At 44.3% G+C, this 22,681-nt stretch carries 16 protein-coding genes; 11 read left to right on the top strand and 5 right to left on the bottom strand.

Annotated features, from left to right (window positions below; translation table 11 throughout):
- Nucleotides 1–66: 66 nt before the first annotated feature.
- Nucleotides 67–858 (top strand): cytochrome C assembly family protein, encoded by a 792-nt coding sequence (locus tag AC27EZ_RS00510; RefSeq protein ID WP_487133446.1) that lies wholly within the window; start codon nucleotides 67–69, stop codon nucleotides 856–858.
- 125 nt (nucleotides 859–983) lie between these two features.
- Nucleotides 984–2,276 carry an HlyC/CorC family transporter gene (locus AC27EZ_RS00515; protein WP_487133447.1) on the top strand — a complete coding sequence of 431 codons (1,293 nt, stop codon included), beginning with the start codon at nucleotides 984–986 and terminating at the stop codon, nucleotides 2,274–2,276.
- On the opposite strand, the gene AC27EZ_RS00520 is transcribed toward AC27EZ_RS00515, so the two are convergent.
- On the bottom strand, nucleotides 2,273–2,461 hold the full coding sequence (locus AC27EZ_RS00520) for a hypothetical protein (RefSeq protein WP_487133448.1): 189 nt from the start codon (nucleotides 2,459–2,461) through the stop codon (nucleotides 2,273–2,275). The genes AC27EZ_RS00515 and AC27EZ_RS00520 overlap by 4 nt on opposite strands.
- A gap of 140 nt (nucleotides 2,462–2,601) precedes the next feature.
- Nucleotides 2,602–3,117 carry a phosphohistidine phosphatase SixA gene (gene sixA, locus AC27EZ_RS00525; protein ID WP_487133449.1) on the bottom strand — a complete coding sequence of 172 codons (516 nt, stop codon included), beginning with the start codon at nucleotides 3,115–3,117 and terminating at the stop codon, nucleotides 2,602–2,604.
- 169 nt (nucleotides 3,118–3,286) lie between these two features.
- On the opposite strand from sixA, the gene AC27EZ_RS00530 reads away from it, so the two are divergent.
- The 3 genes from AC27EZ_RS00530 (at nucleotide 3,287) to AC27EZ_RS00540 (ending at nucleotide 11,107) form a co-directional block, all read left to right on the top strand.
- A complete protein-coding gene (locus tag AC27EZ_RS00530) occupies nucleotides 3,287–6,037 on the top strand; it encodes an insulinase family protein (protein WP_487133450.1) in 2,751 nt (916 codons plus the stop codon).
- 172 nt (nucleotides 6,038–6,209) lie between these two features.
- Entirely contained in the window at nucleotides 6,210–10,757 is a 4,548-nt protein-coding gene (locus tag AC27EZ_RS00535; RefSeq protein WP_487133451.1) for an EAL domain-containing protein, read from the top strand.
- A 185-nt stretch (nucleotides 10,758–10,942) separates the two neighbouring features.
- Nucleotides 10,943–11,107: a hypothetical protein gene (locus AC27EZ_RS00540; protein ID WP_487133452.1), complete on the top strand. Its 165-nt coding sequence runs from the start codon at nucleotides 10,943–10,945 to the stop codon at nucleotides 11,105–11,107.
- A 93-nt stretch (nucleotides 11,108–11,200) separates the two neighbouring features.
- Here AC27EZ_RS00540 and AC27EZ_RS00545 read toward each other — a convergent pair whose 3' ends face one another.
- The 3 genes from AC27EZ_RS00545 to fadI all read right to left on the bottom strand — a co-directional run bounded on the left by AC27EZ_RS00545 (nucleotide 11,201) and on the right by fadI (nucleotide 15,039).
- Complete coding sequence (locus AC27EZ_RS00545) at nucleotides 11,201–11,398, bottom strand: hypothetical protein (protein WP_487133453.1); 198 nt, start codon at nucleotides 11,396–11,398, stop codon at nucleotides 11,201–11,203.
- A 172-nt stretch (nucleotides 11,399–11,570) separates the two neighbouring features.
- On the bottom strand, nucleotides 11,571–13,709 hold the full coding sequence (gene fadJ, locus AC27EZ_RS00550) for a fatty acid oxidation complex subunit alpha FadJ (RefSeq protein ID WP_487133979.1): 2,139 nt from the start codon (nucleotides 13,707–13,709) through the stop codon (nucleotides 11,571–11,573).
- Between the two features lie 19 nt (nucleotides 13,710–13,728).
- A complete protein-coding gene (gene fadI / locus AC27EZ_RS00555) occupies nucleotides 13,729–15,039 on the bottom strand; it encodes an acetyl-CoA C-acyltransferase FadI (RefSeq protein ID WP_487133454.1) in 1,311 nt (436 codons plus the stop codon).
- Between the two features lie 347 nt (nucleotides 15,040–15,386).
- Between fadI and AC27EZ_RS00560 the strand changes: the two genes are divergently transcribed.
- The 6 genes from AC27EZ_RS00560 to AC27EZ_RS00585 are packed head-to-tail and all read left to right on the top strand — an operon-like array spanning nucleotide 15,387 to nucleotide 22,615.
- Nucleotides 15,387–16,343 (top strand): AAA family ATPase, encoded by a 957-nt coding sequence (locus tag AC27EZ_RS00560; RefSeq protein ID WP_487133455.1) that lies wholly within the window; start codon nucleotides 15,387–15,389, stop codon nucleotides 16,341–16,343.
- Nucleotides 16,344–16,346: 3 nt separating this feature from the next.
- Nucleotides 16,347–17,309, top strand: coding sequence for a DUF58 domain-containing protein (locus tag AC27EZ_RS00565; protein WP_487133456.1), 963 nt, complete (start codon nucleotides 16,347–16,349; stop codon nucleotides 17,307–17,309).
- Nucleotides 17,309–17,878, top strand: a complete 570-nt coding sequence (locus tag AC27EZ_RS00570; RefSeq protein ID WP_487133457.1) for a DUF4381 domain-containing protein — start codon at nucleotides 17,309–17,311, stop codon at nucleotides 17,876–17,878. Before AC27EZ_RS00565 ends, AC27EZ_RS00570 begins: the two co-directional genes overlap by 1 nt.
- Nucleotides 17,871–18,911 (top strand): vWA domain-containing protein, encoded by a 1,041-nt coding sequence (locus tag AC27EZ_RS00575; RefSeq protein ID WP_487133458.1) that lies wholly within the window; start codon nucleotides 17,871–17,873, stop codon nucleotides 18,909–18,911. The genes AC27EZ_RS00570 and AC27EZ_RS00575 overlap by 8 nt, the downstream gene beginning before the upstream one ends.
- Nucleotides 18,908–20,842: a vWA domain-containing protein gene (locus AC27EZ_RS00580; RefSeq protein WP_487133459.1), complete on the top strand. Its 1,935-nt coding sequence runs from the start codon at nucleotides 18,908–18,910 to the stop codon at nucleotides 20,840–20,842. Before AC27EZ_RS00575 ends, AC27EZ_RS00580 begins: the two co-directional genes overlap by 4 nt.
- A complete protein-coding gene (locus tag AC27EZ_RS00585) occupies nucleotides 20,843–22,615 on the top strand; it encodes a BatD family protein (RefSeq protein ID WP_487133460.1) in 1,773 nt (590 codons plus the stop codon).
- The last annotated feature ends 66 nt before the right edge of the window (nucleotides 22,616–22,681 follow it).

Below are 22,681 nucleotides of genomic sequence, written 5' to 3' on the forward strand. Positions count from 1 at the left end.
ATCTCGAACATCAAGTATCAATAGCGCCAGTATGGGTGAATATCACCCGGTGTTGAAGGAACCATCATGAACGTTGTTTTAGCGACTGCCGCTGCCCTATTATATGCATCAGCCGCAGCTGTACTTATTGGTAAATTTGTCCACAATGAAGGGCCTAATCAACGGCTGGGACTTGGTTTAGCCAGTGTTGGCTCGCTTCTTCACATCGCATTTTTGATAAACGTTATTATCATCGCGCCAGGTCAGGATATGAGCGTTACCAATGTTCTATCATTGGTGTCATGGATAATCACGTTATCGATGCTGATATTTGCAAGAGCCATCCCCAACCTTATTTTGCTACCGGTTGTATTTGGTTTTACCAGCCTCTCCGTGCTGATGTCGCTGCTAATTCCCGTTTCGTACATTATGCATATTGAGTTGCAACCAGGGCTCGTTATTCACATTACGCTGTCGTTGTTTGCCTATTGCACGCTTGCCATTGCCTTCTTATATGCACTTCAAATGTCCTACATTACTTATCGTTTGAAGCAAAAAGGCGCCGCACTGCTTCATTCTTCATTGCCGCCACTTATGTTAGTTGAAGGGATACTATTCAAACTAATCCTGGCAGGCACGTGTTTGCTTAGCGTCGCTCTAATTAGCGGGTTTGTTTTTCTAGATGATATGTTTAGTAAAGCGTACGCCCACAAAACGATACTGTCTGGCACCGCGCTTGTTGTTTTTTTAGTACTGCTTATCGGTCAAAAACTCAGGGGCTGGAGAGGTAAGCAAGTTACGACACTAACCGTTATTGGAGTATTATTGCTATCACTTGCCTACTTTGGCAGTAAATTAGTGCGAGAAATTTTACTTTAACATGGTGCGATACGTTATCTTCGTGCGCCGTTTTATGAAACAATGCGCGAAAGACGTATTTTCTTCTTGAAAGCCTTCGACCAACTTTATACATTTGAAGGCTACTAACAAATAGGGTTCCTTACTTGGACGACATATCAACGAGTACGCTGTTTATCGCGCTCGGCGTACTCATTTTACTTTCTGCGTATTTCTCTAGCTCTGAAACTGGCATGATGTCGATTAACCGATATCGCCTTAAGCACCTACAAAGTGAAGGCAACAAGGCGGCAAAGCGTGTTCAAAAGCTTCTTGACCGTCCAGACCGCCTTATCGGCCTTATTCTTATTGGCAACAACCTCGTCAATATTGCCGCATCGTCCCTTGCAACTATAATCTGCATTCGCCTATTCGGTGACTACTGGGGCTTGTTCGCTGCGACATTTGGGCTCACGCTTGTGCTTCTCATTTTTGCTGAGGTAACACCGAAAACCCTTGCTGCATTGTACCCTGAGAAAATAGCGTTCCCAAGCTCGGTCATTCTTCTTCCCTTGCTAACGTTAATGTACCCTGTAGTTGCTTTTATCAACGGTATTACCAACGGCATTTTGGCGTTACTTAGAATCAGCCCTGTTAATGGTAACGACGACTCGTTGAGCCGCGAAGAGTTGCGAACCGTTGTTTATGAAGCCGGCAGCCTTATTCCTAAAAAGCACCAAGATATGCTGGTGAGTATTTTAGATTTAGAGAACGTGACGGCAGAAGATATTATGGTATCGCGGGTCGATATCGTGGCTATTGATATCAACGATGATTGGAAAAAAATTCAAAAGCAACTCACACATTCACAGCATACGCGGGTTTTATTGTACAGAGACAGTATCGATGACGCCGTTGGCTTTGTTCATGTGCGCGACGCCTTACGTCTTTTGTCAAAAGACCAGTTTACTAAATCGAGTTTGTTGCGGGCTGTAAGAGAAATTTACTATACCCCCGAATCTACACCGCTTCATACCTTAATGTACAAGTTTCAAGCAGAGAAAGAGCGGATTGCACTTGTTGTTGATGAGTATGGCGACATTATGGGATTGGTCACACTTGAAGATATCCTAGAAGAAATTATCGGCGACTTCACAACAAGTATGCTTCCTGATCACAGTAAGGAAGCACATACTCAACAAGATGGTTCTGTGCTGGTTGACGGCAGTGCCAATGTGCGAGAATTAAATAAAGAGATGGATTGGCAACTTCCTACAGAAGGGCCGAAAACATTAAACGGTTTACTGTTGGAGTATTTGGAAGAAATTCCTGAAAATAAAGTCAGTGTTCGCTTAGCGGGTTACCCATTAGAAATTGTAGACATCAACGAAAATATGATTAAAACCGTGAGAGTGATGCCAGAGTATTACATTCCCCCTAGAAACAGCCTTTCCGATTAAATATTCTTCGCGGCTCTGCGCGCACGCATTACTAATGCTTGCGCTTTAGCCGCTGCTACCTTATCAGACAAGGTAGATAGCTTAGTTATAATGTCCTTCAACTCCTCATCATCCCGCAAATCGGCCTCCGCCATGTGTGATTGCAGTGAATTTTTAAGGAGTTCAGGGATAGATTTTGTGGTCATTCCCGCTTCTCTCAGCATACATTGTTGGCACTCTCAATATCCTATCGGCCACAAAAACAACTTCTAAAGTAAAAAAAGAAAAATACTGAGGAAAAACTGAGCGAAGTTACTGCAAGAACGCTAATTTAGAAAAGCCCGCTCTACACGCTCTGATAGTGATGGACTAGTATACCTTTGTCTGTTTTTGGCGAGTACTTGATAACTGCTATTGATGCAGTTGAAAATAAGCTCGTTGTATACGAGTCGCACAGCGCATCAACCAGATAACTAACAAAAGGCATGTGGCTCACAATAAGCATACTTCTAATTGGGTTAGTCGTATTGATTGCACTGTGAATGCGGGCAGCGACATAATCGTTAACAAGTGGCGCAGAACCATTGGGAACAATATCGTTATTTTCTTCAACTTTCATGGAAGTCAGCGTATGAAGCATAATCTCGCTACTTTGCATTGCACGTTTGTAGGGGCTAACCAACGTAAGATCGATTTTTTTAGATGGGCAATATTGTTTTACTAACCACTCACATGCATCAACACACTGCTGTTGTCCCGCGTGCGTTAAACGCCTGCTTCTATCATCCCTTACCGGTTGCTCAGCCTCTCCGTGACGCATAACAAAAATTAAGATGTCATTATTGCTACTTTGACCTGACATAACATTACGCATAGTATGAAATTCTATAACTCAAAGATAGCAGAGTGGTGCGCTATCGCCTATACAAAAAATGATATTATTAGTAATAACCCTGCGTTATTTAACAATAAATGACATAGTGGTCTATATTGAAAAAAGAATACGCCCAATGGAAAGATAAGAGCGCACATTGAATATTGACATAGCGGTAGAACAAGCACATTTCATTACCCTGCCTAATGGTCTGCGCGCTATGCTTTGTCATCAGCCAGATATGTCTACATCTTATGTTTCTATGTCTGTGCGAGCTGGGCATTTCTATGACCCAGACATCTGTCCAGGCCTTTCCCATTTGCTCGAGCATATGCTGTTCATGGGAAGTCGTCACTTCCCAAATCCGAACGCCATCAATGATTTTATAGAACAGTACGGTGGCTCTATCAACGCTTGGACAGGAACGGAATACACTAATTTTCACTATCAGTGTGATGGTACTGCAGTTAACCAAACACTCCCTGCTTTTGCCGATATGCTTCGCCAGCCTGTACTCAATGAAACGTCGATTGCCAATGAGATAAAGTCTATTGATGCAGAGTACAAATTTAAAAAACGAGATGACTTAAGACGGCTCTACCAGATACACAAAGAAACGTGTAACCCAGCTCACCCTTTTTCCAAGTTTTCTGTTGGAAACGCGGCGGTGTTTTCTGAGCACGGCGTTACGTATTTACGTGAAACATTACGGGCCTTTCATACTACCTATTATTGCGCACAAAACATGTCCTTATGTATTGCCAGTCCGGTGCCACTTGAACAGCTTGAAGCGATAGTACGCCAAAGCTTTAATAATTTTACGCAAGGGCAACGTGCAAACGACAAGTGGCCGCCGTTATATGAAAAAGCGCAACTTGGTATAAAGATAAACATTAAGCCACTACAAACGGCCCGAAGATTAATTGCTACCTTTACACTTCCTGCAATTCATAACGATATAAAAACCAAGCCACTTAACTATATTAGTCATCTACTTGGTGATGAAGGCGAAGGAAGTTTACTTGCCTACCTTAAGGACAAAAACTGGGCGATGAACCTTATTGCGGGCTCAGGTATTGAAGGTGATCACTTCAAAGACTTTAATATTAGTTTCCAGCTAACAAAAATTGGCATGGAGCATACCGATGAGATACTGCACGCCTTATTTTCGTATATTGAACTTATTAAAGGGTCAATCGATGAACCCTGGCGATTTAAGGAAAAAGCGCAACTCACTTCGTTGGCGATGACGTATGAGGAAAACATCAAGCCACTCAATCTTATCTGCGAATATGCACAAGCCCAATTTCTGTATAGTCCAGATGACATTCGCCTGTTGAGAAAAACAGCAGGAGAATATAACCGAGAAACGTTAAATCATGCGATGGGCTTTTTCACGCCAGATTATTTACGCGTAAAAGTAATATCACCTGACAGCCAAACCACGACTGCCTGCGCATTCTATGATGCCGAGTATGGCGTTGAACAAATGGATAATGACCTTTTATTGTCTCTTGCGATGCCACAACCCATAGCCGATTTAGCATTACCTCCACCTAACCCCTATCTCGGTGAGCAAAACGGTCTTGTAATGCCAGAGCAGGGTTGCGACTTGCCTCAAAAGGTATTGTCTAGCAATGGGATTAACGTATGGTTCGCACAAGACCAACAGTTTTACTCACCTAAAGGTGATATTTACGTGTCGTTCGACTGCATCGCATTCTCAGACTCCCTTGAAGCTGTTGCAGCGAAGCGAATATGGCTTAGCGCATTGAACGATCACCTACAGGCTAAATACTACCGCGCTGAGATTGCAGGTTTACACTACCGGATATACGGTCACCAGGCGGGCTTTACCATTCACACGCGTGGGTTCGCCAATCAACAACCTTTATTGTTGAAACAGCTGTTAGACGCCGTATTTGAATATGTGCCGACTGCGTCTTGTTTCGAACATTACCGGCAAACCCAAGAACAAAACCTACAAAATGCGTTAATGAACAAACCGACCAATAGACTTTTCTCCAGGCTCAGCGTGTTGATCCAGCAAAATACACAAGCACCCGTTGAATTGCTCGATGCGACCCGACAGGTGTCATTCAACACAATGTGCCATCTTCGAGATACGGCATTAAACCATTATTTTATTGAATCGTTCATTCATGGTAACTGGACTTACAAAGATGCTAACGATATTGCAAGTATGCTCACTGCGACCTGCTCGAAAAGTAGCGGTGCGCCACTATCTAGGGCTGTATGTCAGTTGCCCACCAAGCGCTCACTGTTTCATCGGGTAGACTCTAAACATGAAGATGCAGCGGTTGTACTTTACCTGCAAGCGCCCTCCCAGTCTGTAGAGGAGATAGCGCAGTGCATGGTATTGGAACAAATGTTAGCGGCTCCCTTTTTCAACGCACTAAGAACCGAGCAACAACTTGGCTATGTTGTGGGAACAGGCTATGTGCCCCATAATCAACACCCTGGAATTGCTTTTTATGTTCAAAGTCCAGACTATGGCCCTACGCCTATTTTAGAGGCGATCACCACATTTCTTTTCCAACAATTGGAAGAAATAGACTTTTATCGTTTTTATTGGCCCACCATACAAAAAAACTTGTTAAAACAACTAGAAGAACGAGACTTAACATTATCCATGAAATCACAGCGGCTTTGGGTAAGCTTGGGTACGCATGATCTCGCGTTTGATAGAAATATTAAGCTTGCTGAGTGTATTGCCTCGCTAACGTTTGAGCGCATTCAAGAATATGCTCATGCCCTAGCAGAACGCACCCACTGCGGTGAATTAGTTCTATTCTCAGAAGGCAAACATGCGCCGATTGCTTCCGCTTTTGAACAAACAATTACGAGTATTTCAGAATTTAAACGTCAGGCGTCTTACTTTGCCTAATGATATGTATAAACATAAGGCATGATGCTCAACATTTAACCCATCACTACACTATCACCAAAAATTCCTTGTAGAGCCTTCTATTATTGGGCATATTTGATAGAAGGACGGTATGTCATAGCGTCGTTAAAACATAAATTATAATAAAAGGCGACACGCCAAAGGTGTTTAGGTGCGCACAACCCTAACAAATTCAGTGCTTTTTGTTTGGCTTCTTTCAGTTGGACTATTGTTTTCCACTGCTAAAGCTATCGAAGTGTCTGATCTACATTTTACCGAGTTGAATAAACGGCAAGGGTTATCCGACACAACTGTTTTGGACGTTGTGGAAGACGGCGCAGGTTATATTTGGCTAGCGACCTCAAACGGGTTAAACCGGTATTCTGGCTATGAGATGAAGCAGTATCATCCATCAGATGTAGATACATCTTCACTACCGTCGGGCTACATCCAACAACTATTTATCGATTCGAATGACACCCTATGGGTTGCTACTCAAGAAGGGCTTGCCAAATACATTCCAGAAACCGATAACTTTAAAGTTTTTGACAAAAATAATTCCGCAATACAAACCAGCTTCATTACCGCTATCAGTGAATCGACTAACGGCGATATATTATTTGCTGACATGCAGTACCTGTACAAGGTAGATAAAAGCACCCAAGAAATTTCAGTCATAACTGAAGTATTCCAAAAGAAAACTTTTTTTAAAACAATCGTCGATGAGCCAAACAGAACATGGCTGGGGTCTAATGAATTCGGCGCTACAATGTACAACAAGTCTGACGGTAAAATATATGACCTCGACAAGGTTAATCCGTGGGGAATTGTACTAGAAGCTAAGTCACTTCATGATCTTAAAATTATTAACAATAATTATTGGCTCGCGACCAACGAAGGAATAAAGATAGTTTCTGCAACTGGAGAAACACTAAAGGAGATTAACGGCGATTCGCTAGGCCTCACAGGCAACATCAACATCCTGAGTATTCAATCAGTAGGTGATAATGTATGGGTTGGTTCAACATCAGGGTTATTTATTTTGGACAACGCAGCAGCGAATGACATTACTAGCAATACCCCCCTTAGTTTTGTGCATCTTAACTCTGATACTTTCGATGCAACCGGCCTGCCTACAGCAATAGTAATAAAAATTATCCAAGACAGAACTGGCGTCGTGTGGGCAGCAACTTTTAAACAAGGCGCCTTCAGATATCATGCTGAGTATGCCAGCCTTCACTTTCAGCCCCTTTATAAATCAGAACGAAAATCACCTGATAATTTCTCCACTATCTGGGCTATTACTCAAAGAGATGATGAAGACATTTTTTTAGCCGCTCAAGAACAAGGCATTGGAAAAATAGACAGTGACACTGGCGATACCTCCTTTTATGATATCTCTGGTGAACCAACTTACTATTGGGATTTAAAGATAGATGCGTATGGAACACTATGGGCAGGCACATCCAATGGTTTACTCATTTACGAAGAAGGCGAGAACGGCCTTATTTTAAAAGATACGCTTTTTAAGGGTGTTGAAATTGACTATGTCCATATAGACAAAAAGCGAGTGTGGGTATGGTTAAAATCACAAGGCGCTAGAGGCGTCGATATATCGTCTTTTCACAACCCCAATACGTCGACAGAAATTATTGCGCTTGACCCAAACATTATTTCCGAATCACTGCGCCCTATTTTTACAGATGGAGCACATCAACTATGGCTCCAGGATGAAAATGGAATAACCATTTACTCGCTTAAAAAACAGGCTGTCATAGCGGAGTTAGACGCATCTTCCGGCATTAACTCATTAGTTTACGGTGTATATGAAACTGCTGAGGGTTTTTGGCTTACCACCCGTTCTGACGGCATTGTGATGCTTGACAAGACGACCTACTCAATTATCAAAAAGCAAAGTCGCGACAGCGACAACGGTTTTATTATTTCGACCGTAGGGTTGGGCAACAGTATCTGGTACGCCGATGCTAAAGGCGTGCATCAGATACACTTGCCATCCCTTAAAGAGGAAAGTTTTATACCCAATGACGAATTACAATATAACTCCTTAGGGGAAGGCTCAGCGTTTGCATCCTCTAACAGTGTCATTTATTTTGGTGGAAACAAAGGCTTCAACAAAATATCTCCTGTTTCCACTAATAATGCTAGCGACGCGCCAACCCTAGCGCCCGAGCTTTCTCAGTTTAATATTTTTGGCTCATCCAATGACGCGAAAGAAAACAATGTGGACCCTTCACGCGCAAATGATGAAAGTAGCTACACGAAGAAAAATATTATTTATAAAGACAACATCGCACTTTTGTATGATGAATCTCGGTTTAGCATTGCCTTTGAATTGGTAAACCCGGTATATCCTAAACAAGTCGTATATCGATACCGATTTAGTGGCTTTGGCAATGATTGGTTCTACAACGGCACGAAAAAAGAAGCCGAGTTCAATAATATATCGTTTGGTCAGTATACATTCGAAGTACAGGCGAGAGAGCCGGGTAAAACTTGGTCCACTAGCCGAGTATTGAATATAGATGTAGCACGCCCGCCTTGGCTTCATACCGTAGCCCTTGTCTTTTATGGGTTACTGCTTGCCGTGTTTTCAGCATTTGTTATTCGTCAATATCAAATTCGGGCTGCTAACCAGCTTGCCATACAAGAGTCAGAAGAGCGCTTAAAACTTACGTTATGGAGCTCTGGTGATGAACTATGGGATTGGGATGTGTATAAAGGCCAGGTATATCGTGCTAATACATGGGGGGAATTAGACTTCCCTCAGGATGACATCCGCACCACCGGCGCATACGATGCCAATATTCACCCTAATGATATAGAGCGAGTTCGTGCGTCTTTACGAGAGCACTTAGAGGGTAAAAGCGACTTTTACGAATTAACGTATCGTGCAAAAACGTTCAAAAACCAATGGATATGGATTTTAGACCGCGGAAAAGTTGTAGAGCGCGATCACAATCAGCAGCCGGTACGCATGACCGGAACTCTTAAAAACATTCACCACCTTAAAGAGGCTGAAGAGCAGCTAAACCTGTTTAAACGCTCAATCGAAAATATTTCTGAAGGGGTATTTATCACAAATACCCAGTTTAAATTTATATCGGTTAACAATGCATATTGCGGATATACCGGCGAAACCAGGGCACAATCTCTGGCAAGCTACATGCATTTTCACCTATACCCAGAAGCGTTTACCGAAGAAATTAAAAAAACCCTTAAAGCAAAAGGTAATTGGTCTGGCGAAGTTGAATCGGTCCGAGTGAATGGTGAGCGCTATGAAATGGAGCTCAACATTGACGCCGTGCACGATGACGATGGAAAAATAAGCCATTTTGTAGGTGTTTTCAGTGACATCACTTCTCGTAAAAGTACCGAGAAAGAATTGCTTAAACTTGCGAATACCGACCCACTTACAGAACTGCCCAACCGTTCATTTTTCCAGGCGAGTCACCAGAATTTAGTGCGTAAGGCGTCCCCGCATACACTGCTATGCTTGGACATGGATAACTTCAAAAAGATTAACGACTCACTAGGTCACCAAACCGGCGATATATTAATTAAACAAATAGCAAAACGATTGCAGCGAATAACTGGCAAAAGTGCCACCTGCTATCGTTTAGGCGGCGATGAGTTTAGCGTATTGATGGAAGACAGCGCCGATGTCCACACCGTTACACATTATGCCCAAAGTGTGCTCGACACGTTATCTCGGCCTTTTATCATCAACAAACAAGAGTTTGTACTTGGCGCAAGCGTAGGAATAGCCTTCTTCCCTGCCGACGGCACCACGCCGCAAGAGATGCTTAAAAACGCCGACACCGCCATGTATTTTGCAAAAAACAATGGTGGTAATAGCTATCAGTTCTTTAGTGGGGAAATGAATCAGCATGCCGTGCGCCAACTGCAAATTGAAAACCTCATAAGACAAGGAATAAAAGACGACTTGTTTACGGTTTACTACCAACCTAAGGTGGATATTGCATCGGGAAAACTAGTCAGTATGGAAGCACTTGTGCGCTTTGAGCATCCGCAAAAGGGCATTGTTAGCCCCGGGCAATTTATCCCACTTGCAGAACAAACAGGGCAGATCATCGAAATTGGTGAGCAAGTATTGCGTAAGGCATGTGCCGATACTAAACGTTGGGTTTCTCAAGGTTTGTTCAGTGGTCGCGTGGCGGTAAATATCTCAGCCAAACAGTTCGAGCTGCCCGACCTTGACGACCGCATAAACCAAGTACTCAGTGAAGTGGGTCTTTCGCCTTTACATCTAGAGTGTGAGATTACGGAAGGCACCCTGATGGAAAATCCAGAGAACGGTCTACAAATGATGAGCCGCCTTAGAGAGCGTGGTATTCATTTAGCTCTCGATGACTTTGGAACGGGGTACTCTTCCCTAGCCTATTTAAAACGCTTCCCACTAAATACCCTTAAAATAGACAAGGCATTTATTGATGATATCGCCAAAAGCAGCGTAGATCGACATATGGCCGCGGCAATCATTAACATTGCACACAACTTAGGTCTTAAGGTGGTAGCAGAAGGTGTTGAAGAAGAGGACCAGCTGAATATTTTACGTCGCTACGACTGTGAAATGTTACAAGGCTTTCTTTATAGCCGCCCGTTAAGCGCCGAACGCTTTGAGAAACTGTTAACTGAAAATCAACAGTTACATAATTTGCTCGGCCATTCAAATATTTGACACCATCCTTAGGCTAATAGACTTAAGACTAAAGCAAACGTCAAAAACTCATCACTTTCCAATAAAGCCCTTTAAAATCAAAAGCTTAAAAAGTTGGCACAAGATTAGCTATATCCTCTATGTCGATGACATCCTTTTTCATCGGCTTTGTTTGTTCGTTCAATAATAAAAATAGAGGTTTACACATGTTAAAAGAGTATGCTGTTGCATTAGTACTATCTACCGCTACCCCTGTTGCTGCTGATAAGCAAGACGGTGCTAATCAAACTCCTAAGAAACAAAACGAGACTGTAACACAGCCTCAAACTGTAAAGCCGACTACTGGCGGTGGTTATGGTGTTGGCTTCTAATAGCCGAAACGAATTCTTCGAAAGAGAGTGTATACTCTCTTTTTTTTTTGCGTGAGGATAGTAAGTTTTACGAGGATTGTGATAGGTTACGATTTACGCACTGATATAAAGATTATTAAAACCCACCGCGTTTCGCCAGTGAATATGACGCGAGATAGCAAACATGGGCATTAAAAACGGCCCAAGCACCAAACCACCAAAAGCCCAGGTTTTAGCATTCATTCCCCATTTAATCGCTTCCACATAGAAAAATGCGCAGCTTAGCAAACTCAAAAGAACAATAGCTATCATATTCGCTCCTAATCTGTATTAAACAATGCATTTATACGTTGACGCTTGCGATGCGTTGCATGGAAGTTTTCGACGCCGGATTCTAATGAAAAATGCCTATAAAACCAGCACTTTTTAGCCTTTGGCATAAAAAAACCAGGCAAAGCCTGGTTTTTTACATTTTATTTACTTGTTAGTAAAACGTTTGATCATTTTCAGCCATTGTTAGCAATATGTCTGCTGGGGCGAACTTATCACCAACACTGCTGGCAAAGTGATTAAGACGCTCAACGATTTGTTTAATACCAATCGTATCCATATAGCGGAAAGGACCACCTAAGAAAGGCGGGAAGCCAATGCCGAATATTGCACCAATATCACCGTCTCTTGCGTTTCTTATTACGCCCTCATCAAGACAACGTGCCGCTTCGTTAAGCATCATAAGAACACAGCGTTCAGCAACTTCTTTTTCACTTAAACGTGATGATGGAGAAAGGCTAAGTAGCGAATAGATAGTTTCGTCTACCTCTTTACCAGGCTTTTTACCTTCGTACTTGTAGAATCCTTTTTGGTTCTTCTTACCTTTACGACCATCTGCTAACACTTTGTCAAATGCAGACGGTGCAGTAAAGCGCTCTCCGAACGCCTCTACAAGGAATGGAATGATCTTGGTACCAACGTCTATACCAACTTCATCTAAAAGCTTCACAGGGCCTACAGGGAAACCAAACTTAACTAACGACTTATCGATGTGTTCAATAGGCTCGCCATCAAGAATAAGGTTTGCGGCTTCGTTCATATAAGGCGCTAGAATACGGTTTACATAAAACCCTGCACCATCTTTAACAACAACGGGAGTTTTACCTTGCTTCTTAGCAAATTCAACCGTAGATGAAATGACTTTTTCAGATGTTTTATCGTGTGCAATAACCTCTGCTAGCGGCATTTTATCTACTGGAGAGAAATAGTGAAGGCCGATAACATTTTCTGGACGTGCTGCGTTTGCTGCTATCTGAGTTATGGGAATAGACGAGGTATTTGAAGCGAAAATTGTACTTTCTTTACAATTCTCTTCTATGTCTGCAACCATCTTTTGTTTAAGGTCAAGATCTTCAAATACTGCTTCCACAACAATATCCATGTCTTGGTAGCCGCTATAATCAAGTGTACCGGTTAGCAGCGCTAATTGCTTTTGCATTTCGCTATTGCGGATGAAGCGTTTCTTAACCTTTTTGTTCAAGATGTCGTAACTGTATTTCATCGCGTTAGCAATGCCTTCAGCGCGTACGTCTTTTATGCGTACAGGCACGCCCGCTTTCGTTGAGGTAACAAACGCAATACCGCCGCCCATTAAGCCACCACCAAGCACACCTACTTTGTTCATTTTTTGAGGCTTCACGCCCTCAACGCCATTTTCTTTTTTCATCTCAGTAGTTGCAAAGAAAATTTGGCGCAACTGGAATGATTCAGGCGTCATGACAAGCTTACCAAATGCTTCAGCCTCAGCACGCAAGCCCGCTTCCATTCCTTCGCTCATACCGGTTTCGATTACATCGATGATATAGCCAGGTGACGGGTAGTTCCCTTTAGTTTTGGCAAAGGTCGCTTCTCGCGCCTTTTTGAACAGCATTGAACGGCCTGGCCCGGTATTTTCAAGCACCTTATTCATCATGCCCTTTTGCGGCGATTCACGTTCAGGTTTGCGTTTCAATGCAAATTGCTCAGCCACTTCGAGTAACACGCTGTGAGGAACAACTTCGTCAACAATGCCATATTTTTTGGCTTGCTTAGCGCGAGCTGGCGCACCAGTAAGCATCATTTTCATCGCTTGTTGAATGCCGATGAGTCGTGGTAAACGCTGCGTACCGCCGCTACCTGGAAGTAAACCAAGTTGTACTTCGGGAAGGCCAACCTGAGTTGACGGTGCATCAGTGCAAACACGGTAATGGCATGCTAATGCTAGTTCTAAACCACCGCCCAGTGCAGGACCGTGGATAGCAGCAACAAACGTTGCCTTCATTTTTTCAATACGATCAAAGATGGCTTGGCCACCCGCCGCGATTGTCGTGGCATCTTCTGCGGTTTTACACGCTGCAAGCATAGTGATGTCTGCACCGGCAACAAACGAGTTTGACTTACCGCTTGTAAGTACAACACCCTTAATGCTGTTATCACGTTCAATGTCGTCAAGCATGGCTGAGATTTCATCACCAAACTCGGCCTTCAGGGTATTCATCGTCTCACCCGGCACATCCATGGTTAAAATGGCGATGCCGTTGTCTTGTTTAGTGAGGGTAAATGCGCCAGACGCTTCCTGTTTGTCGTTTGTCATTGGGGTATCCTGACTCATATTATTCTGTCTCCACTATCATTGCTGCACCTAGACCACCAGCAGCACATGCCGTAAGAAGCCCAGTACCACCGCCACGACGGTTAAGTTCGTTTAACATTTGGGTAATCATTCGGGTACCCGTTGCTGCAAATGGGTGTCCATATGCAATAGAACTCCCCATTACATTAAATTTGTCCATATCGATTTCGCCTGTCGCTTTATCTCGACCAAGCTTTTCTTTGGCAAACTTGTCGCTAGCAAACATCTTAACGTTCGCAAGGGTTTGTGCGGCAAACGCTTCATGCATTTCGATAAGCGTAAGGTCATTCAATGTCATACCCGCACGGTCAAGGGCGATAGGTGTCGCGTACGACGGCCCCATAAGCATGTCTTCCCACACATCAATTGCAGAGAATGCCCAGCTTTTTATATAACCTAACGGGGTATAGCCCAATTCTTTAGCACGGCTTTCGGTCATCATAAGTATCGCTGATGCACCGTCGGTGAGCGGTGTCGCATTCGCGGCCGTTACCGAGCCATACTTTTTATCGAATACAGGGCGTAACTTTGCGTAACCTTCAAGGGTTGAATTAAAGCGTACGTTATTATCTCGCTCAAGCGCACCTTTGTAAGGTTCTGCATAGGCTGTCATTACTTCACTAGACAGTTTACCTGCTTCCCAACTTTCGGCCGCAAGGCTATGAGAGCGATGAGCAAGCTTGTCTTGCTCTTCACGAGAGATGCTATGCGTTTTAGCCATCTGCTCGGCAGTTTGTCCCATTGATAGGCCCGATGAATACTCTGCTACTGCTGGCGGAACCGGAGCAAGATCTTTAAGGCTTAAACGCTTAAAAATATTGAGTTTTTGACTCAGTGTTTTTGTCTTCTGTAAATCGACGAGTGCGCGTGCTAAGTTCTTCGACACACCAATTGGCGACACTGACGTTGAGTCCGCACCACCCGCAATACCCACTTGTACCGTTCCACCCATCATGCTTTCAGCAATGTTTACGGTAGATTGAAAACTCGTTGCACACGCCCGAGAGACGCTGTACGCATCAGTATGTACATTCATGCCAGTGCCAAGCACTATCTCACGCGCAATGTTTGGCGCTTCAGGCATTTGTACTACTTGTCCGTAAACGACTTGGTCTACCCATTCTTTTTGAACACCATGGCGAACGAGAAGTTCGTTCACGACCATCTTACCCAAATCAACAGCGGGAACACCGTGGAAATATGTCGCCATTTTCGCAAATGGAGTACGTAACCCCGCGACAACAGCGATGCGATCACCCTGTCGGGTAGTAACTGATTGTTTTGTAGCCATAATGCACCTAAGTAAATGACCCCAGCATGCTAAAAATATAGCAGCACACTAAGTGGTCTGACCTGTAATAAACGTGATTTTTACAAACTATGAACAAAATAGCAAATAAACACGATACATGAGTGACTTTTCAGTATCAGATTATGTCGATGCATCCAACAAACTCACTCTGTGACATTTTCTATATTGTTTAACGCAAAATTGCCCCAATCTACTGTCTTGAATAACGTTTGAATGAACCTTATATGGAAACCATAGTCTGTTTTGTGTCAATCTGTTTGATAAATAGAAGTCTGAATACACAAGACATTTCCTGACAACTAGAATTTCAATGGGAATTTTACATTATGGCAGCAGAGCAGTTTCAACGATTGCATGCATATTTGAATCAGCAAATTATTGGTCAAAGTGCGTTAACGAAAAGCCTTCTTATCGCGTTACTCGCAGATGGCCACTTGCTGGTAGAGGGCCCACCGGGACTGGCTAAAACCCGTGCTATTAATTCACTCGCCAATGGCGTTGATGGTGATTTTCATCGCGTTCAGTTTACGCCCGACTTGCTGCCTGCCGATCTTACCGGCACTGATATTTATCGCCCAGAAACGGGTGAGTTTGTATTTCAAAAAGGCCCGCTATTTCATAACCTCGTATTGGCAGATGAAATAAACCGTGCTCCGGCGAAAGTGCAATCGGCGTTATTAGAGGCGATGGCAGAGCGTCAAATTACTGTGGGCAGTAAAACATATCCGTTACCGCCGCTGTTTTTAGTTATGGCGACACAAAACCCGCTTGAGCAAGAAGGGACGTACCCGCTACCCGAAGCGCAATTAGACAGGTTTTTGATGCACGTAGATATTGATTACCCCGGCGCAGAAACAGAACTTGAAATTCTTCGTCTCACGCGGGGCGAAGCGCTGTCAGAACCTCCTATTACTCCGCCAACACTGACTCAAGACGATATATTTACATCGCGAAAAGAAGCCTTGTCTCTTTACATGGCGCCCGAGCTCGAGAATTACCTCGTACAGCTGATTATGGCTACGCGACAGCCAGCGAACTTTGACAGTGAATTGGCACAATGGATAGCGATGGGCACGAGTCCAAGAGCAACGATTAGCTTAGATAGATGCGCACGCGCGCACGCGTGGTTAAGCGGTCGAGACTTTGTCGGTCCTGATGACATTCAAGCGGTTGTACATAATGTGCTTCGCCACCGCATCATTCTGTCTTATCAGGCAGAAGCCGAGGGAGTAACAGTAAATAACGTACTCGACAAGATTGTAGCCACTGTTGCTGTACCCTAGACCATGCTGAACGTCGAATCTCAACTTGCTAAATTGCAAAGTGATGGTGTAAACCTTTCTACTGCAGAGTTGCTGCGTTATCAGCAACTCTCATCGCTCTTTAGTCTGGCTCCAAAGCGTATGCCTCAAGCTAAATTAGCTGGCAGTTACTTGACCAAGCATAAAGGTCGAGGAATGGAATTTGATGAAGCACGTCACTATCAGGCTGGCGATGATATTCGTGCCATAGATTGGCGTGTAACCGCAAGAACAGGTAAAACCCATACGAAAATATACCGGGAAGAACGAGAACGCCCTGTCTTTCTTTTTTGTGATTTTCTTCCTTCCATGTTGATTGGCACACAGCTACTAACCAAAGCGGTTCAGGCGGCACATGTGAGTGCGCTGATAAGTTGGTCGGCGGCGGCTCGCGGCGATAAAGTGGGAGCACTGGTATTTAATCAAGAACAGCATCAGGAAGTTAAGCCTCTTACACGAAAGCGCGCCGTGCTGCGCGTATGTCACGAACTTACATCCATGCATCATCAAAGCAAATTGATGGTTCCAAACGCTGAAAGAGATACACAAGCGTTTACTGATGCGTGTGCAAGAGCGCGTCGGCTAGCTCGCCCCGGAAGTCTGGTTTATGTGGTTTCTGATTTTCAACATTTAAGTGCCATGGCCGTTCAACATTTAAGCCAATTATCTCGACACTGCGAGGTGCGAGGAATCATTGTTGATGACCCCATAGAGCATAGCTTGCCACAGGCAAAAAGCGTTCAACAGGTCAGTGTGTCTGACGGATTGAACCAGCAGCAATGGCTGCTAGGAGATAACAGCGAGCAACGACGCTATCAAGCGTGGCGTGCACAGCAAAATGACGCTATCACCATGCAGCTTCGAAAAGCTAACGTTTCACGCTATGCCATATCCGCTGGATTTGCGCTAGATAAGCAATTGCAAGAAATGCAACAGGAGCAACGTTGATGCAAGCAATACCTGTTCAGCAACCACAGCAAAGCCCTGTACAAGGCATGCCGACGCCACAAGACCCTCTGGCAAATTTGCAAGATATTGATATTCCGGCAGGTGTCAACTGGTGGCCGCTTGATTGGGGGTGGTGGTGCTTATTACTTGTTTTTATCATTAGTGTCACACTTGGGCTTATGGCATGGAAAAAACGTCGCGATCATAATAAACCGCGAAAAGAAGCCCTCGTTTTGATAGAAAAAGTGTCTGCTAGTGACACACAATGGCCTCTGACAATGAACAGCATACTGAAACGTGTGATGATAACGTATACGTCGCCTGAATCGGTTGCCAGCATTTATGGCCGTGAATGGACAACATCATTATTAGAACGCGTGAATGATAAGCAAAAAACAAAAATCGAACCGGGCCTAAATGCGCTGCAACACCGCCTATACCAACCTACCGTTAGCGATGACGACTTTTTGACGATACATGCAGCAGTTCGCGACTGGCTTTTAAACGCGCAGTTTCCCCATAACGCCGCGCTCGTCACCAAAGCAAAGCAGGAGGCAAACCATGCTTGAGTTTACCTGGTGGTGGGTGTTTTTCACCCTTCCCTTCCCCTTTTTGCTACGCCTGCTACTGCCTGCCAAGGATACACCATCGTTGGCTGCGCTTAAGGTTCCGACGCTTCGCCCTAGTGATACCGTTGCACAAACAAAAAAAGGGGGGAATACAGCATGGTCTCTTCTATTTGCTTCACTTATTTGGTTATTGCTTGTCACCGCAACGGCAAGACCACAATGGTTAGGAGAGCCAGTAAGTATTCCTAATGAAGGTCGTGAAATGATGTTGGCCGTGGACCTTTCTGGAAGTATGAAGATTGACGACATGCAAATAAATGGCAGGCAAGTTAACCGCCTCGACATGACAAAATCAGTGGTGTACGACTTCATTCAGCGTCGTGTGGGTGACCGAATAGGCCTTATTTTATTTGCTGACACAGCCTATGTTCAAGCCCCGTTAACCTATGACCGCGATACCGTATCAACGCTATTAAGCGAATCAGTCATAGGGCTTGTTGGCGAACAAACCGCTATTGGTGATGCCATAGGGCTAGCCGTTAAACGCTTTGACGCTCGAGATGAGTCTAACAACGTGCTCATCCTTCTTACCGATGGCCAAAACACTGCCGGAAACATCACGCCAGAGCAAGCGAAAACGTTGGCGATCAGTAAAAATGTTAAAGTTTACACGGTCGGTGTAGGCGCAGATAAAATGATGATCCAAAGTTTCTTTGGCAGTCGTCAAATAAACCCTTCTCAAGAGTTAGACGAAGAAATGCTCTCTGACATTGCCACCGCTACTGGGGGTAAATATTTTAGAGCGCGAAACGCTGACGAATTACAGTCGATTTATGCCCAGCTCGATATGCTTGAACCTATCGAAGGCGAGTCAAGAAAGATGCGGCCTTTGACAGCATTGTTTTACTACCCACTTGCTGCGGCAGTGTTCCTTTCTTTTTTATGGGCTTTGTCTTCTTTTGTGATTTCGATTTATCGACGAACAGTGTCCAGATTCAATGATGCGGCAAAGCGCAACGGAGCGCACGTATGATGGATAGCATTTTTCAACAAATAGTCTCGAATTTTCATTTTTTGCGCCCAGGTTACTTTTTCGCGCTGTTACCACTTTTAGCACTCTATGTGTGGCTACGTAGCGCCGCCACACAGCAGTCTGGTTGGCAGTCAGTGATCCCAGCCCATTTATACCAACATATGTTAATCGGTAGAACGGTAAAAGGTAAAAAGCCCCCCTTATGGATAGTGCCATTGACTTGGCTTATAGCGGTTGTTGCGCTAGCTGGCCCCACATGGGAAAGGCTACCCCAACCTGTCTACCAAGTTAAAATGGGGCACGTGATTGTATTAGATATGTCGCTTTCTATGCGCGCCACCGACATGACGCCCGATAGACTAACGCGGGCAAAATATAAGGCCATCGATTTGGTCAATGCTATTGGTGAAGGTGAAATGGGTCTTGTTGCCTATGCAGGAGATGCCTTTGTAATAAGCCCTTTAACACAAGATGCAACGACGATTACAACACTTCTCCCCAGCTTATCGCCAGAAATCATGCCAGTAGCTGGTAGCGACCCTTTATTGGGTATTCAGCGTGCAGCTGAACTTCTCTCTAGCGCAGGTTATCCCAACGGAATGATTTATTGGATTACCGATGGCATCGATTTTGCGCAGCAACAAGAACTTCAGGAATATGTTTCCTCACTGCCATTCACCGTACATGCACTAGCAGTAGGAACGCAAGAGGGTGCGCCCATTAGGCAGGCGAGTGGAGAGTTACTAAAAGACGCCTCGGGCAGTATCGTTATTCCAAAACTTAATTCATCAGCCGTTAAGGGCGTTGTAAAGGCCAGCGGTGGAAAATTTCAGCAATTTAGTGCAAACGATTCAGATATCGCTGCCCTCTCTTCCGTGTCGCTGCTTGATAGAGAGGGAGACGAAGAAAATGAAAACAATATGAGTGGTGACCAGTGGAAAGAGGTAGGACCCTATTTACTGTTACTCATATTACCTTTTGCCATGTATGCCTTTAGGAAAGGCCTTGTTTTTGTCGTTGTTATAGGTGTGCTTTCATCTATGACACCGCAACGCAGTTACGCTCAAGACATGGATACGAATAATGCACCTCTAACCGACGGTGTGGCATGGTGGAAAAAACCCTTCGTTAACAACGATCAAGAGGGGTTAGCCAACTATGAACAGAATAATTATGCCGACGCGGCAACGCTTTTTGAAGCGAAGGCGTGGCAAGGTGCAGCGCAATACAAAGCGGGAAACTACGAAGCCGCATATGAAACCTTTTCAGAGGTTGAGGGCGCAATGGGCCTTTACAATCAGGGGAATGCGTTAGCGAAGCTTGGCAAATTAAAAGAAGCGATAGCGAAATACGAAGAAGTGTTAAGTATTGAACCAGACCATCAGAATGCCCAAGAAAACAAGGCATTAGTCGAGGCATTGCAAGAGCAACAAGAACAAGACCAGCAAGAAAAGGGGTCCGAAGGCGAAAACCAAGATAGCGGCGAGCAAGATAACAGCAATCAGCAGGAGCAAGGAGACGACAACTCTCAGGGCGATAACAGCGACAGCAATGGTCAACAGCAAGACGGCGAACAAAACAGCCAACAAGACAATAGTCAACCTCAGCAAGAACAGGCTGACGCAAATGACGATAACCAAGACGCTGAGCAAGATGAGAATACACAGCAAACTGAAGCTGATGCCAATAACGAAGAGAATTCTCGCCCTACTCCGTCTGAAACTAATGATGAAAGTGGTGTTGAAGCCGAGCAACAAATTGCTTCGCCAGATGAAGAACTTACCGATGAAGAAAAAGAAGAGATGCAACGAATGGAAAATCTAATGCGACGTGTTCCAGATGATCCCGCATTTTTACTTAAACGGAAAATGCTTTTAGAAGCACAAAAACGAAAGCGACAACGCATGCCCTCAAACCGGAGTGATTGGTAGATGAAAGCATTACTACTCTCTACGCGACTTTTTACATTCATCTTTTTCTGCTTAATAAGTTTTGATTCATTAGCAGACGTAAACGCCGTAGAAGCAACGATAGACAGAAACCCTGTAATGGTAGATGAAGCAATTAGGCTTACCATTACCGCAGAAGGCAGTGCAGACAGAGATGCGTTTGATAGTGCATCGCTGCTAAAAGACTTTGTTGTTGGTCGTACATCGATTAGCAGCCAAACGTCTATCGTCAACTTTGATACCAAGAAAACCACGACGTGGACAACAACACTTTTTCCAAGGAAAGAGGGAACATTTACCATCCCGGCATTCTCTATTGAAGGTAAACGTACGTCTCCTATTCAGGTAAAAGTGATACCAATACAACAATCAGGGAACGTGGCAAGAGACTATTTCGTCACTACCGATATTGATGTAACTGAGTCGTATTTAAATCAGCAGTTGCTCTACACCGTAAAACTCTTTTTATCGAGTAATATTGAGCGAGGCAGCCTTCAGGCACCTGAAATGCCAAATGCGGAAATTAAACAGCTTGGAGAAGATAAGCAATATACGGATATTGTGAACGGAAGACGGTATCAAATTATTGAACGGGACTTTGCCGTGATCCCACAAGCGTCGGGGGAGTTTACATTGCGTGGACCTATATTTTCCGGCGAGGTAATGGCTGCAAACACAAACCAACGGTTTGGTTTTTTCAATAGAACGCAGCAGATTAATCGTGTCGGCCCAGACATCACTATTACGGTTAAACCTATCCCTCAGGATATAGATTATCCTTGGTTACCCTCTGAGATGGTCAGGATAGATGAAGAATGGCCGCAAGATGAGCGTTTTGTGGTGGGAGAACCTGTCACCAGGATTATTACGCTCACTGCGCTTGGCGTGGTAGAACAGCAATTGCCAGAAATCCCTGAATTCTACCCACCAGACTTTAAGCTATACCCAGACCAATCAACCACAACAACGGTAGAGCGGGACGGAAACTTAATTGCACAGCGGCAAACCTCTATTGCCATTATTCCGACCACTGTTGGCAAAACTGTACTGCCCGACATTACCGTGCCGTGGTTTAACACGCTCACGGGTAAAACCGAATATGCAACTATCCCTGCACGCAGCATAACGGTAGTTCCCAACAGCACTCAAAATGCGCAGGCACTACCACCAACTAACAATACTGTTCCCGTTGAGCAAAATGACGAAGGGGCTAAAACCCCACCTCAGTTAGCAGTTGGTGGGGAGAGCCCTTCTACCTCGGCAGAAATACATGCGCTGTGGCGCATCATTTATGCACTAAGTGCACTAAGCATTCTATTAATGCTGGCTTTGCTCGTGATGTATGTGGTAATGAGAAAACGCCAGGTCTTGGTCACTCGCAAGCCAAGTACTGCTGTTACAGACACGCGCGGCTCGAGTAGTAAAAAAGAGAAAAGCGCGTTCGAAAATGTAATGAAAGCGATAAAAGCAAAACAACCTGAAGCGATTAGTCATGCAATGCAGGCATGGATGGCAACAATTAGCGATGAACAAAAAGTGCAATACACGCCTTCCGATTATGACGTGACAGCAGGCATTCAAGCGCCCTTTAACCAGCTTCAGCAATTGCGGTTCGCAGAACACAAAGCACCGCGAGCAGACCTTGATGAGGTTCTTCAGTCGCTCAATGATGCAATTAAAGATGCCCGTTTACTGTGGCAGCAAAATAAAGCGAAGAAACCAAACCGGTTGTCTACCTTGTATCCTGCATCATAAAACGCAACAAGGTTGAATAACTGAATAATTAGTGTAAACCAAAAGAACAATAAAAAGTGGCGACTC

The sequence above is a fragment of the Alteromonas sp. 4NH20-0056 genome (genome assembly GCF_057539655.1).

Excerpts from the sequence above, each read along its gene's own strand:
- AC27EZ_RS00510 (WP_487133446.1), top strand. The coding sequence starts at position 67 with ATGAACGTTGTTTTAGCGACTGCCGCTGCCCTATTATATGCATCAGCC.
- AC27EZ_RS00520 (WP_487133448.1), bottom strand. The coding sequence starts at position 2,461 with ATGACCACAAAATCTATCCCTGAACTCCTTAAAAATTCACTGCAATCA.
- sixA (WP_487133449.1), bottom strand. The coding sequence starts at position 3,117 with ATGTCAGGTCAAAGTAGCAATAATGACATCTTAATTTTTGTTATGCGT.
- AC27EZ_RS00540 (WP_487133452.1), top strand. The coding sequence starts at position 10,943 with ATGTTAAAAGAGTATGCTGTTGCATTAGTACTATCTACCGCTACCCCT.
- AC27EZ_RS00545 (WP_487133453.1), bottom strand. The coding sequence starts at position 11,398 with ATGATAGCTATTGTTCTTTTGAGTTTGCTAAGCTGCGCATTTTTCTAT.
- fadJ (WP_487133979.1), bottom strand. The coding sequence starts at position 13,709 with ATGACAAACGACAAACAGGAAGCGTCTGGCGCATTTACCCTCACTAAA.
- fadI (WP_487133454.1), bottom strand. The coding sequence starts at position 15,039 with ATGGCTACAAAACAATCAGTTACTACCCGACAGGGTGATCGCATCGCT.
- AC27EZ_RS00560 (WP_487133455.1), top strand. The coding sequence starts at position 15,387 with ATGGCAGCAGAGCAGTTTCAACGATTGCATGCATATTTGAATCAGCAA.
- AC27EZ_RS00565 (WP_487133456.1), top strand. The coding sequence starts at position 16,347 with ATGCTGAACGTCGAATCTCAACTTGCTAAATTGCAAAGTGATGGTGTA.
- AC27EZ_RS00570 (WP_487133457.1), top strand. The coding sequence starts at position 17,309 with ATGCAAGCAATACCTGTTCAGCAACCACAGCAAAGCCCTGTACAAGGC.
- AC27EZ_RS00575 (WP_487133458.1), top strand. The coding sequence starts at position 17,871 with ATGCTTGAGTTTACCTGGTGGTGGGTGTTTTTCACCCTTCCCTTCCCC.
- AC27EZ_RS00580 (WP_487133459.1), top strand. The coding sequence starts at position 18,908 with ATGATGGATAGCATTTTTCAACAAATAGTCTCGAATTTTCATTTTTTG.
- AC27EZ_RS00585 (WP_487133460.1), top strand. The coding sequence starts at position 20,843 with ATGAAAGCATTACTACTCTCTACGCGACTTTTTACATTCATCTTTTTC.